Genomic DNA, 13,291 nt, shown 5'->3' on the forward strand with positions numbered 1-13,291 from the left:
AACTGGTTAAAGGCCTCTCACGAATGGGAATCACCACACCACCACAGCAGCACGAGATTGGTTTGTGGCAATAATGAGGCGGATGAATGAGAAGCTTCTAAATTGTGCTTGTTAGACACTCACCGGATGTCCAGCAAGCCGAAGCTGTTGACAACAACCCAGACCGTATCCTTTTGGGTTAGTTTAATTATTGCCATGTCGCTGTGGGTTCAACTCCTTTTGAGATGGACTCGTAATGGTGCTATCGCTCTCCAGCCTGAAACTCTGCCTGATTACATATCAATATTAGGGCTGTTTGTAGCAGTACCTCTTGCTGTTATTGCTTTGTTTGTGGGATTGGCGGTTTACGTGGCTTTAAACAAGGCCAATTCTGAGCAGAACTCTGAAGACTCGTAGTTAGTGAATCTGTTATGAGTCATTGGGTGAAAGCACATTTGGTGACGCTTATCCCGTCAAAGCTCTGGCGGTTATCCCTGTCACGGCAAACCAACTCAATCGTTAGATTCATTTAGCCACTTAAGCAGTGGTGATGACGATTAGGGAGAGGTGGTTCTCTCCCTGTTTTCTATTCAATTCAGAAGCATCCATGCTTTACCTGTTAATCGCTTTTACCTGGCTTGCAGTGTTTATTGGCATCGCCAAGAGTGACAGGTCATAATTTTATAAATTGCAGATGCAGGCGAATCTCTCCGCAATGCAGAAAAGCTGAATTCCTTTAAGGTGTTTGCTGCTTAGTCGTTATCATCGCAAGCACCTTCATCAAAAGACAGTCTTTTTTAACGCAAAAGGACAAAGAATAATCACATCAACTCGCAATAATTTCAGGAATTCCTGGACCAATCGGGGGCCTATTCTATTCGCTTGCTACTGACACTTTAGAACGTGTGTGTGGGAAACACGAAAATTTGTTCTTTAACAGGCAATCAACTCAGAGCACAGTTGATTGCTGCGAAGCTCTATCTGGCCACCAGCCAGCGCCGACAAACTGCACAGCCAGACACACCTGCCTGCAACATGAGATCGAGAAGCACACCGACAAACACAAATCCAATCCACTCAACCGGCTGGAGATAACGAGGAACAGCATCTCCCACTGCATAGGTGCCGAACAGATACAGCGTGAGTGGCAGCAACAGCACTAGGCATTGCAAGCGCTGACCCGAAAGCAACACACCTGCCCCTGCTCCGAGCAGAGCCATCAAGCCGAGTGGTCGTGCTGTGAATCCTGGATAACCACCACCGGAGGGATCGTCTGGTGTTCGCCCAAGCCAACGCAAATTTCGATCAACCCAAGACATACAAGGGAGCAGCTGGAAGCGCCGATGACGACCCTGTTGGCGCTTCAGCTCAAAACCCGACTGATTCACTCCAAAAAGGCGATTGAAATATCGAGGATTGTTCAGCCAACGTTCAGCAATCCTAGTCTGCTGTTCTCGCCAGAAATGAGCTGGATCAAGGCGATGGTCTAACAGTGTGCTTGACATGGCAATGGCCATAGTTTTTAAAGTCAGGCCTGCAAATTGAAGTGGTTGATTAATAATTGCTTCAGACCAGAATGAGCGAGCCACCTTAGAAAATTCAGGTTTATTTCGATTCAATTCGCCCCAATCTGAATGCACATCATCAGGAGACTTTTTACTTAATCGTTTCTTATAGATCTTCATCACCCATGGATAATCATCGCCGTACTGACGAGCCTCCAATATCTGCTCTTTCAATGCAGTGCGATAACGGGAATAAGGCTCTCCCTTCATGCGCACCAATGGCAATGTGGAACTCAGCGCTAACCAGTCTCCCTGTGAATTCTTGCCAATCGTAGACACCAATAAAACTGACAAAGAAGCTAAAAATAGTGAGATTTTTCCCCACAGCCAGCGTCGTGGATCATGGTGAATCACAAACAAACCCAACACGGACCCCATCCAGAGGAATCGACCCGCTCCCTTCATCCCGGCCAGCAAAACAAAAGCCAACATCAAAACAATCAAGCCATAACGGCTATGAACAATGTCAGGCGTCAGAAGCAGTGCGATAACAGCCACAAATGCAGCCAGGAAAAGTGATTCGGCAATGAATTCATGCTCATACCAGAGCATTCGTGGCCAAAGTGCCGCCAGCGTCGTTACGAGCGGAACCACCACCTTTGGTCGTTCCACCAGCTGAGCAGAACACCAACCAATGCCAACAATTGTCAACAGTCCTGTCGCATGTTGGATCAATGGAACGAGAGACCAACCTGGCATTGGGAATCCATCCCAAAAAGCCAGGAAAAGGGGATATAACCATCGCCGTTTTTCATTTAAATAAATCACACCATGGTCATATAATTGGTGAGCGAATTCATAGTAAGAATGACTATCAGATCCAAAATATCCCTGCGGCAAAGCGACAATCAACGCAACTCTGAGTACAAAGCCAACTAAAAGAGCAGGCAATGCAAGCAATAGCAGTTGCCTGAATGTGATTTCACCAGGCTTCAGAAGCGCATTGATCAAATCGCGCATACGGTACAAACCAAACGTTTTGAGTTTCAAGTCATTCGATCCAACAATAGAACTCTTTCATTGAGTATCTCGGAGGTTTGATCCTGCAATGACTGGTTCAAAACCACAAGCAGACATCAAATGAACCATTTCCGCACAAGCGACGCCTAAGCGACACAAGGCTTTCAATCAGGTTTTGAGTGTCCTGGTGAGAGTCAAGACAGCCAGGGAAAGCGACCACCTGTCGAAGACCCTGGGAAACGTTTACATCAGTGCCTGGAGCTCTCAGTGGCTGATCTGTTCACCGCTGCATTGATGGATGCAGTGCACAAACAATCAGCAAGAAAAGTTGAATCGTCGCTGTCGCTGAAATAGCTTTCAGACAATCTTTGATCTCTGCGGTTAGCAAAGGATTGATTTCACTGATTTCATCACTTTTGGCTCAAACGCTACCCGCTTAACCCTGACAACTCTCAGAGCCTTGGCTTGAACTTGTGCCGCATGAAGATCAAGAGATGGTGATGTGCATAGGATCCGGCCACTACCCGCTGAGGTCGTCGCGATGAAAGCGCTCTATCCAGGCAGCTTCGACCCTCTGACCCTTGGTCATCTGGATCTGATTGAACGAGGAGCCTCCCTGGTTGAGGAACTGGTGGTGGCAGTGCTTCAGAACCCAGGTAAGTCGCCAGCATTCTCGTTGGAACAGAGATTGCACCAGATCCGTTGCTCAACAGGCCATCTCGCCAATGTGAATGTGATCAGCTTCGACGGTCTCACCGTTGAATGCGCCAAGTCCCACGGCACACGACTGATCCTGCGTGGTCTGCGTGCGATGAGTGATTTCGAATATGAACTTCAGATCGCCCATACCAACCGGTCACTGGATCCGGACTTTGAGACGATCTTCCTCAGTACGTCAGCTCACTACAGCTTTCTCAGCAGTTCCGTGGTGAAGGAAGTGGCCCGATTCGGAGGTTCTGTTGATCACATGGTGCCGCCTGTAGTGGCGGAGGACCTCGTGAGGTTCTTTAATTCAGCTTTCAGCCAGCCGCAGCGATGAGCGAGATCCGGTTTTCTGTACTCGACCAGCTTGATCAACTTGAGGAGATCCTGCTGGAGGGAAGTCGCATCCCCTTCAGCGGCGGAAGACTCGTCAATGAGCAGGACGCCGTTGAGTTGCTTGATGCTGTGCGTGAAGCGATGCCTGCTCAGATCGAACAGGCCGATCAGCTGCTCCAGAAGCGTGATGAGTTCATCTCCACTGCTCGCACCCAGGCCGACGACATCGTCAGCAAGGCCCAGCAACAGCGTGAGCAGCTTCTTGCCCAGGCATCAATCCGTCAGGAAGCTGAGCGTCAGGTCAACGACATGCGCGAACAGGTGCGTCAGCAGTGCGAACAGATGCTGCAGGGCGTCCGGCAGCAGGCTGCCCAGATGGAGCAGGACATGCAAAGCAAGCATGCGCAGCTGGAACAGCAGTTTGCCTCCCGTCGTCAGCAGCTTGAACAGGAGTCGTTGCAACGCCGTCAACAACTCGATCAGGAAGCCAACGAGCTCAAGCGCCAGCTGACCGAGCAGCATGAACGCAATCGGCAGCAGTCACTCCAGGAGCTCGAACAGATCCGTGTTGAAGGACTGCGTGTGCAGAAGGAAGCTCAGGCCGAAGCCGAGCGATTGCATCAAGATGCATTGCAGTTCAGACAACAGACCCAGCAGCAATGTGAGTCGTTGATTCAGCGCAGCCGCCAGGAAGCAGGAAATGTTCAGGACGGGGCAAATCGTTATGCAGAACAAACCCTTGGTGAGCTCGAGCAGAGATTGAAGGAGATGGCTCAGGTGGTGCAGGCCGGACGTCAGGAACTGATCAAGATCCAGACCGGACGACAGGAGACATCGGAGATGGAACCCAAAGATGCCAAGACCGTCCCGATCAGCCGAGCGCGTCGCGCCGCTTCGCGGGTGCGACAGATGAGGGGCATGGGCTGAATCTCTGAACGGAACGCAGGATCTGCCCCATCAAGGTGTTGGGGCGAACGGATCCGTTGGAGATCATGCTCACATACCTCGGACCATCAGCGGTCTGCAGGTAACCGGAAATACTCCGCACACCACTGATGGTTCCTGTCTTTCCACGGAAACGTCCATCAAGAACCGATCCGCGGTAGAGGTTGCGCAAGGTTCCCCTCTGGCCGGCGATCGCCATCGATGCCTGGTAGTACGCGGAGAACGGATGCTGATCCATGCGCATCAGCAGAGCAGCGATTGTGCGGCTTGTGACCCGATTGTTGCGTGACAGCCCACTGCCATCGGCAACCCTCAGCCCCTGAATCGGCAGACCCTGCTCGTACATCCAGCGCTCTGTGGCTCGTGATGCCGCTCTGACATCCCAAAGCCCTGAAGCCTGGCGCATCAGAACTTCCGCAGTGAAGTTGTGGCTCTCCGTGTTGGCGAGACTGAGCAAGGCGTGCATTGGAGCTGATGTCTCCTCGTGCAGCACGATCTGTGAGTCCATCCGTTCGGCATCTGACGTGCTCAGGGGCGGCTGCCCCCTCTGGATCCGAACCGCACCGCCACGTCGTTGCGCTTCTCGCTCGAACAGGCGCTGAAGACGCGCATAGGGGTCACTAACGGCACCACCGACAGCATTGCTGGTGAGGGCCAGACGGGTGATTGGAGCTCCGTAGGCGTAGCCACGATCGGCAGGGTGCCAGTCACTGGGCCACCAGTTGCTGCGTGGCTCCTCACGCACCATCAGCTGGACGGTGTTGGAGGACTCTCCAGGACCACCACCCTGACGAAGAGCTGCAAGCACGAATCTCTGCAGACCGGCGATACCCAGATCGGGATCACCCTGTCCATTGAGTTCCAAAGAACCGTCTGGGTTCTGAAGAAGGCGGGTTTTGAGTCGGAAATCGGGCCCGAGGCGATCAAGCGCATAGGCCGTGCTGATCAGCTTCTGGTTTGAGGCGGGAATTCTCGGAACCGATCCATTCACATCGCCGAGAACATCTCCATCACTGTTCAGAACGGTGACGGACCAGACCTTTGCTTCTCCTCCAAGATTGACTCTGAGAGCCTTCTCAAGAGCCGGACAGACACGGGCAGGTTGCAGCTGAGGCAACGGCTGCTGAGTCTGAGGAGGCGGGGGAATGATCAGTGGGACTGCCGCTCCTGCGGCAACAGGCTCTGAAAAAGGGATCAGCAGCAGACCAAGGCTCAGAACAGTTTTTTTCATTGCAGGGAGACTCCGCTCACAATTCCATTGACCCGGTAGAAACGACCCTCCAGCTCCACGGGAGTGCCCACCTTCAGATTGGTGCCGGCCATCACGACACCGGAGGACTTGACCGTTGCGTCACCTTGGAGAACAAAACGCGCGTCAAGCATCCCCTGGATCTGCCTGTTTGGGTCATCAGCCGTCACGACACGGCCATCAGGAAGGACGGACACCAGCCTGCGTCTGATGTCATCCACCCTGATCAGCTTCACGCTTCCAGCGGGCTGATTGCGGATCACCAGGGTGGTGCGCCCGGATTTGAGGGCTTCCGCAATCAGTTGATCAGGATCCGCGGCACTGGTGTTGCGGACATCAACCGTGACTTCAACAGGCTTGATGGCTCCTGTTGCTCTGGCAACCGTGTTGCTGAGCTTCGGACTCCACAACACACCTCCCACGGCAACCAATGCAACAATCGCCGCTGCTGCGTCAATGACTGACATCGATCGAAGACGATCAGAGAAGGCCATGGGAGAGCGCTGAAGACGGCAACACTAAAGATGTTGAGCTTGAGGATCAACCACGCAGATCGTCAATGAAGCGGTCCATCGCCCCGAGAGTCTGCTTTAAACCAGCTCCACTACTGGTAAGAGCCTCATCAATCTGTTCCTGATCCGGACGAGCTTCAAATTGCTTCACCCAGCGAAAACCGTCAGGATCCTGTCTGAAGAGCTCCCACTGCTGCTGGTGTTCCTGCAGCAGAGCACCTTGAACGAAGGGTTCCAGGTGAAAGGCTGATTGCCAGGTGGACATGAATCCTTTACGTCTTTGGCGAGCAACGCTGCCGATTCCAACTGCGGCGTCTTCGAGACGGCTGTTGAGCAGCACCACAGGTTGAAACCACTGGGCACAGATGGCCTCAACCGTTTCGTAATCGTTTGGCTGAGCACCCACAATCAGCAGGAGATCGCCACGTCCTGCCCAGGCGGGATCACGTTGCAGCTGATTCAGATCAACACAGCACTCGGCAAGCTCAGGGCCATCGCGCTTGGCCAGCGCAGCAGCGCCCGCATCAGGCCAGGCCAGCAGCAGGCCGATGCCACTGTCCTTGAGGGCCAGAGCAAGCCGGATGGAAGGGCCCAGCAAACGAAGACCTTCGAATTTCCAGGTGACTTGCCAGCGACCACGACGTTTGGTGCCGAGAACCTCACTCAGAGCAACGAATGTCCGCTGTTCAGCTTCGGATAGATCAGCGGGAAGAACGGCGCTCACAAGGATCTTTCAGATCAGTTGGCCGGAGCGTACAGCCGCTGACACGTCAACTGCAGAGGGCCTGCTCAAGACCGGCCTGGAAGCGCTCCACAATCACATCAAGATCCTTGTGTTCAATCCAGTCTCCGAGGCTGATTCGGATACTGGAACGACGCATTGCCTTTGGCAGTGCCATAGCCGTCAAAACCGCACTGTCGCTGTCCTTTCCCGACGAACAGGCGCTGCCGCTGCTGACGGCAAGCCCGCATGCATCAAGACTGCGGACGAGTCGCCGCCCTGACACTGGGGTGCCATCGTGATCGCTCACCAGCAGTGAAAGATGGTGAGGCAGCCGAACCTCCGGATCACCACAGACGGTCAGCCGTTCATCCTTGATCAGACGGTCCCGTAGATCATCACGCAGAGCAGAGATCCCATGTCCTGATCTGGCGAGATCAGCTGGCACACAGCATTCGATCTGAGACAGCGCTTCGGCCATGCCCGCTGCCAGAACAACGGATTCGGTACCACTTCTCAGGCCTGCCTCCTGCCCACCACCGGAGAGCAAAGGATTCAGCGCGGAACGGTTCCGGTCCCTCGTCATCAGCAATCCGATCCCCCTCGGGCCTCCGCATTTGTGAGCCGATGCACTCAACAGATCAACGGAAAGTTGAACCCAGCTGGGAACCCCCTGGCTGAGGACCTGCGTGGCGTCTGTGTGAATGAGAATTCCTCTCTGACTGCAGGCTTCTGCAACGGCAAGCAGTGGCTGAATCGTGCCGACTTCACCCTGGCCCCACACCAGAGACACAATCCGGGTCGGAGGTGACAACAATTCATCCAGACATTCAAGACGGATTCTTCCAAGCTGATCAACCGGCCATTCGCTCACATCCCAACCGCTTTTCGCAAGCTGATTGGCACACCCAGAAACGGCGGGGTGTTCAACGGAAGAGATGACAAGCCGCCCTGGTTCAACGGAGGAGGCCATTCCATGAAGTGCAAGGTGGATGGATTCGGTGGCACCGGAAGTGAACACCACGTCCTGAACATCCGAACGGAGCTGCTCAGCAATCTGAAAACGGGCCCTCTCGAGGGCTTCGGATGCTTTCAGACCAAATCCATGGAGACTCGAAGGATTGCCCCAGGCCTGATCCTGGGTCGCAATCATGCGGTGAAGCACCCCAGGCCTGAGGGGCGCTGTGGCGCAGGCATCGAGATAGATCAAGCGTCCTTCAGGGTTGAATATCGCGTTGAAGACGCGACAGGGTTCGCTGTTCCAGGGATTCAGTGGCGATGCTGATCATCGAATCCAGGGAATTGGAGGCAAGGAACTCCTGAACCCGTGATTGAGCCTCTTCTTCGGAACAGTCATCAACTGATTGGGAGATCGCGGAGTCACTGATGAGGGGCTTTGAAGACACAGGTTGTTTTGCAGTCGGCAGTGTCTCATCTGCCGGTGATGGGTGAAACGAAACACATTCAGGGTTGAGAACACCATCGAAGACGGCCACGGCAGGACCGGTCATGAACACTGATGCATCGGATGTCTCCCAGCTGATCTGAAGAGGGCCTCCGGGCAGCTCGACAGTGGCCTGTCGATCACTCAGACCGAGCTGAACTGCAGCCACAAGCGTTGCGCAAGCCCCTGTGCCACAGGCAAGTGTGGGACCGGCACCCCGTTCCCACACTCTGATTTCGAGCTGGGAAGGGCCATGCACCTTCAAAAAATGCACATTGGCCTTGGCAGGGAAGACCTCATGGCACTCCAGCTGCGCACCCCAGCGTTCAAAGGGAATCGAATCAAGATCCTCAACAGGAACGATGGCGTGGGGATTTCCCATCCCCACCGCTGCCAGGGCAAGAGTGTCGCCGTCCAGTGAAAGTTCCCCTACCGGAAGTCCCCTTTCGTCAGCAGTGAGAGAGGTTGGAACAGCGGCTGGATCAAGGAACGGAGCTCCCATGTCCACCCGGATCTGTCCGTCATCCTGAAGTGAGGGAATGATCAGACCAGCGGGAGTTTCAATCGGCCATTGACGACCAGGACCATCCCCGTCGCTGTCGGCGAGGAAGCGCGCCAGGCAGCGAATTCCGTTTCCGCACATCTCCGCCTCGGAACCATCGGCATTGAAAATGCGCATACGCAGCTCCCCATCACTCTCCGGAGGCAGAGCCAGAATCAATCCATCGGCTCCGATGCCGAAACGACGATCACACAGGCGCCGGACCCAGCTTGGATCAGGGTCGCGAATCTCAGCAGGCAGCTGACCGGAACGACCCTCCATCAGAATGAAGTCGTTGCCAAGTCCTTGATACTTACTGAATGTCAGCATTCAGAACAACCCTGTGATTGCAGTACTTTACAGGATTTCAACACCTGATTAGTCAGACTCAATCTCAACTCATGCAAGCTGTTCTACCGGAAGGTTGATGTCGATCGCTGTGCCTGCAGGCAAGGCGAAACCCACAAAATTTCAGCTGAGAAAAACTATGGTCCGACCAGGTCCATTACTGCCCACTCATTTCAGCCGAATCTCCATTCAGCTTGCTGATGACAGAACAGCCCAGCCTCCGAGCATCGCCACCAGGGGCAAGATCAGAAGTAACAGAAAATTCAACACAGAAAACCCAGCCAGATCCGGGCAAAGTAGCGACACAAGCCGAAGTATGAGGAGCAAAGATCAGAGAATTTCCTCATAAAGCTGTTGCAAAGGATACGCGCATCGAACACTTTGATCCAATTCGTGCACTGCAAACAAGAAAAATTTTCCAGGAATCACCACACACGACAAAGATGATTAAAAACCTGTGAGCCTTTGTTCAGAAACTTTTTCAGCAATCATGCAATTGGCGTCCTCGCACAATTCAACAGAAATTCATCACATGACCACGAACCATGGAATCCATTCATTCATCTACTTTTTAATGTGAAAAACGATCCACCAAGATCTGCATTGATCCCTATTAGCATTCAACTAAGTGTCGAGGGTTTGGTGATCTTTTTGATCAAGGTGATGACCAGAAGCCGCTGTAATACCAGTCATCAATAAATTTGTTCAGTTCCTCGGCCGTTTGACAGTCACTCTCCCTGATCAGCTCATCGTCTGAATCAACTTTACGGATTTCATAAAAATCTTCAGGGGTGAAGTCCCCCTCATCCAGCTGATCCAGCATGGAAGCCCACTGATTCGTCAGCGCGATGAGCAACTGCTCTCTTGTCTCAGGAGTTAAATTCAAAAAAATCCCGATCAGTGTTTAATTAGTACAGAAATAGCCGATGTCTGACTATCATTTGATCAAGTTCTGATACAGGGTCAATCCAACACACAAGCGTGCATCCCCCATCCTGATTGACGTTCCCAGATCCCTTTGCTGAAGTGATGATGGCATGCCGTATTTCATCTCAAAACCATGGATTCAACGGGCTTTGATCCCAGCTTGCCCGGTATCCGGTTAATTCAGTCGTGGATTCGAGAGCAGCGAATACTGGGCATCGAGCTGAACGACGGTCGCAGATTGGACGGTCGTCTCACCTGGCAGGATCCTCAGTTTTTCGCACTCCAACGGGAGGAAAGCAGCGAACCTCTCCTGATCAATCGGCTTGCAGTGCTCACCATTCGCCCCTTGGCCTGAACGACTTCGGCACTGCCTGCAGAGGAAGGCCTCGAGCTGTGTCACGATCTCTCGCAGGTGTTTTCCTGATGTGACAGCCCCGCAGTCCTCGCCCAAGCCCGACTCCACCCCGGGGCTGTCCGATCGCTACAACCCCGCTCTCCTCGAAGAACAGTGGCAGCGGCAATGGGAAAGGAGAAATCTCTATCAGACCCAGGAGCCAAGCTCAGACCAGAGGGCGTTTTACGCGCTGTCGATGTTTCCATACCCCTCCGGCAGCCTTCACATGGGGCACGTCCGGAACTACGTGATCACCGATGTGATCGCCAGGGTTCAGCGCATGCGCGGTGATGCTGTGCTGCACCCGATGGGCTGGGACGCCTTCGGTTTGCCGGCTGAAAACGCAGCGATTGAACGCAACGTGGACCCCGGAGTCTGGACAGACAGAAATATCGAACAGATGAGAGATCAGCTCGGACGTCTCGGGCTATCGATCGATTGGTCGCGGGAACAGGCCACATGCCATGAGGACTATTACCGCTGGACACAGTGGCTTTTTCTTGAGTTGCATGCAGCAGGCCTGGCCTACCAGAAGGAAGCAACCGTGAACTGGGACCCCATCGACCAGACGGTGCTTGCCAACGAGCAGGTTGATTCGGAGGGTCGTTCCTGGCGATCCGGCGCACTGGTTGAACAGAAAAACCTCAAGCAGTGGTTCCTGAAAATCACTCAGTACGCCGATGACCTGCTCGACGATCTGGATCAGCTGCAGGGCTGGCCTGAGCGGGTCCGCACCATGCAGGCCAACTGGATCGGACGCTCCATCGGAACAGAAATCGACTTCCAGGTGAATGGCCATGAGGACGCCACGATCACCGTGTTCACCACCAGGGCTGACACCCTGTTCGGTGTCAGTTACGTGGTTCTGGCCCCTGAGCATCCATTGGTCGATGCACTCACCACAGCTGCTCACAGAGAATCCGTCGAAGCCTTCCGCGATCTGATCAGCGACCTCTCAAACGATGAGCGCACGGCGGATGATCGTCCAAAGCGTGGCGTCGCCACCGGTGCCGAAGCGGTGAATCCTGCCAACGGAGAGAACGTTCCGATCTGGGTTGCTGACTACGTCCTTGCCGAATACGGAACCGGAGCGGTGATGGGAGTACCCGCCCATGACGAACGCGATTTCCGTTTCGCGCGGACCTATGAGCTGCCCGTGCAGCGCGTCATCCAGATGGATGGGGCTGACGAACACCTCAATGACGGTGAGGCATGGACCGGTCCTGGAACCCTGGTCAACAGCGGGCCGTTCGATGGACAGAGCAATGAGCAGGCCAAGCAGTCGATCACCGAACACGGCACGAGCAAAGGCTGGGCGCGAGCCAAACGTCAATACAGGCTTCGGGACTGGTTGATCTCGCGACAGCGCTACTGGGGTTGTCCGATTCCGATCGTCCATTGTCCGGATTGTGGTGCCCAGCCGGTTCCAGCCGATCAGTTGCCGGTGGCTCTGCCCAAAGACGTGAATCTTGCCGGCAAGGGTGGATCCCCTCTTGCGGCACTCGATGCCTGGGTGAATGTCCCCTGTCCTGTCTGCGGAAAGCCGGCACGACGCGAGACCGACACCATGGACACCTTCATGTGTTCATCCTGGTATTTCCTGCGTTTCGCTGATCCTCACAACTCAGATCGTCCATTTGATGACGAAGCCGTGAAGCGCTGGCTTCCCGTTCAGCAATATGTGGGAGGTATCGAACACGCCATTCTGCATCTGCTGTACTCCCGATTTTTCACAAAGGCACTGAGGGATCGCGGCCTGATCTCGATCAACGAGCCTTTTGAGCGGCTGTTGACTCAGGGAATGGTGCAGGGGGTGACCTACCGAAATCCGCGCACCGGGAAATATGTCGCACCTGCTCAGGTGGCTGATCAGGGTGCTCCCACTGACCCCGAAGACGGCGGGGAACTTGAGGTGCTGTTCGAAAAAATGTCCAAGTCGAAGCACAACGGAGTGGATCCGGCAGTGGTGATTGACCGCTACGGAGCGGACACAGCACGGATGTTCATTCTCTTCAAAGCACCACCGGAAAAGGATCTTGAGTGGGATGACGCCGATGTGGAAGGTCAGTTCCGCTTCCTTCAACGTCTCTGGCGTCTTGTTGACAGCGTCAGGACTGTGACAGCTCCGGATTCACTTCTATTCACAGTCTCCCCGTCCATTCCCGAAGTGCTGACGGAATCCGAAACCGCGATCCGACGCGCTGTGCATCTCGCCATTCAGGCTGTGGGTGAGGATCTCAGCGGGGAGTTCCAGTTCAACACCGCAATTTCGGAGTTGATGAAACTGTCGAACAGTCTTTCAGGGGCTGTGCTTGAGGCATCAAGACCCATCCAGGTGGAAGCGATGGGTGCGCTGGTCAGACTGCTTGCCCCTTTTGCTCCGCACCTTGCAGAAGAGTTCTGGTCACGGCTCGGAGGCCAGGGCAGTGTTCATGGCCAGAGCTGGCCTCAGCATGATCCTCAGGCCCTGATCCAGGACAGTGTCGAACTGGTGATTCAGATCAAGGGAAAAGTCCGTGGAACCATTCAGGTCCCGGCGGACTGCGACAAGGAAACTCTCGAGGCCCTTGCACTGGCCAGCGAAGTGGCGAAGAGGTGGCTGGAGGGCAAACCGCCAAGAAGGGTGATCGTGGTGCCTGGAAAGCTGGTGAATCTTGTTCCGTCCTGA

The 13,291-nt window shown here is 54.2% G+C and carries 12 protein-coding genes; 5 read left to right on the plus strand and 7 right to left on the minus strand.

All coding sequences use genetic code 11. The annotated features are described in order from the left end of the window. The first annotated feature begins 147 nt into the window (after positions 1-147). Positions 148-396, plus strand: coding sequence for a hypothetical protein (locus tag SIB83_RS00110; protein ID WP_413746391.1), 249 nt, complete (start codon positions 148-150; stop codon positions 394-396). Between the two features lie 560 nt (positions 397-956). Here SIB83_RS00110 and SIB83_RS00115 read toward each other — a convergent pair. Continuing rightward, a complete protein-coding gene (locus tag SIB83_RS00115; RefSeq protein WP_413746392.1) occupies positions 957-2,534 on the minus strand; it encodes a hypothetical protein in 1,578 nt (525 codons plus the stop codon). A gap of 511 nt (positions 2,535-3,045) precedes the next feature. Here SIB83_RS00115 and coaD point away from each other — a divergent pair. Both coaD and SIB83_RS00125 read left to right on the plus strand, forming a co-directional pair. Then, positions 3,046-3,543, plus strand: coding sequence for a pantetheine-phosphate adenylyltransferase (gene coaD / locus SIB83_RS00120; RefSeq protein WP_413746393.1), 498 nt, complete (start codon positions 3,046-3,048; stop codon positions 3,541-3,543). Then, entirely contained in the window at positions 3,540-4,469 is a 930-nt protein-coding gene (locus SIB83_RS00125) for a hypothetical protein (RefSeq protein ID WP_413746394.1), read from the plus strand. Before coaD ends, SIB83_RS00125 begins: the two co-directional genes overlap by 4 nt. On the opposite strand, the gene SIB83_RS00130 is transcribed toward SIB83_RS00125, so the two are convergent. The 6 genes from SIB83_RS00130 to SIB83_RS00155 form a co-directional block, all read right to left on the minus strand. Further along, positions 4,414-5,718 carry a D-alanyl-D-alanine carboxypeptidase/D-alanyl-D-alanine-endopeptidase gene (locus tag SIB83_RS00130; protein ID WP_413746395.1) on the minus strand — a complete coding sequence of 435 codons (1,305 nt, stop codon included), beginning with the start codon at positions 5,716-5,718 and terminating at the stop codon, positions 4,414-4,416. The two genes, SIB83_RS00125 and SIB83_RS00130, sit on opposite strands and share 56 nt — an antisense overlap. Beyond that, positions 5,715-6,230: a DUF4330 domain-containing protein gene (locus tag SIB83_RS00135; protein WP_413402714.1), complete on the minus strand. Its 516-nt coding sequence runs from the start codon at positions 6,228-6,230 to the stop codon at positions 5,715-5,717. Before SIB83_RS00135 ends, SIB83_RS00130 begins: the two co-directional genes overlap by 4 nt. A gap of 46 nt (positions 6,231-6,276) precedes the next feature. Beyond that, the gene (locus SIB83_RS00140) at positions 6,277-6,972 is read right to left on the minus strand and encodes a DUF1995 family protein (RefSeq protein ID WP_413746396.1); all 696 of its coding nucleotides are present in this window, start codon (positions 6,970-6,972) and stop codon (positions 6,277-6,279) included. Between the two features lie 46 nt (positions 6,973-7,018). Then, positions 7,019-8,179 carry a cysteine desulfurase family protein gene (locus tag SIB83_RS00145; RefSeq protein ID WP_413746397.1) on the minus strand — a complete coding sequence of 387 codons (1,161 nt, stop codon included), beginning with the start codon at positions 8,177-8,179 and terminating at the stop codon, positions 7,019-7,021. A 7-nt stretch (positions 8,180-8,186) separates the two neighbouring features. Continuing rightward, positions 8,187-9,284, minus strand: coding sequence for a diaminopimelate epimerase (gene dapF, locus SIB83_RS00150; protein WP_413746398.1), 1,098 nt, complete (start codon positions 9,282-9,284; stop codon positions 8,187-8,189). A gap of 673 nt (positions 9,285-9,957) precedes the next feature. After that, entirely contained in the window at positions 9,958-10,125 is a 168-nt protein-coding gene (locus SIB83_RS00155) for a hypothetical protein (protein WP_413746399.1), read from the minus strand. Positions 10,126-10,362: 237 nt separating this feature from the next. Between SIB83_RS00155 and SIB83_RS00160 the strand changes: the two genes are divergently transcribed. Then, complete coding sequence (locus SIB83_RS00160; protein WP_413402724.1) at positions 10,363-10,584, plus strand: Hfq-related RNA-binding protein; 222 nt, start codon at positions 10,363-10,365, stop codon at positions 10,582-10,584. A gap of 70 nt (positions 10,585-10,654) precedes the next feature. Continuing rightward, a complete protein-coding gene (gene leuS / locus SIB83_RS00165) occupies positions 10,655-13,291 on the plus strand; it encodes a leucine--tRNA ligase (RefSeq protein ID WP_413746400.1) in 2,637 nt (878 codons plus the stop codon).

This window comes from Synechococcus sp. MIT S9507 (assembly GCF_047304715.1).
Classification (GTDB): Bacteria; Cyanobacteriota; Cyanobacteriia; order PCC-6307; family Cyanobiaceae; genus Synechococcus_C.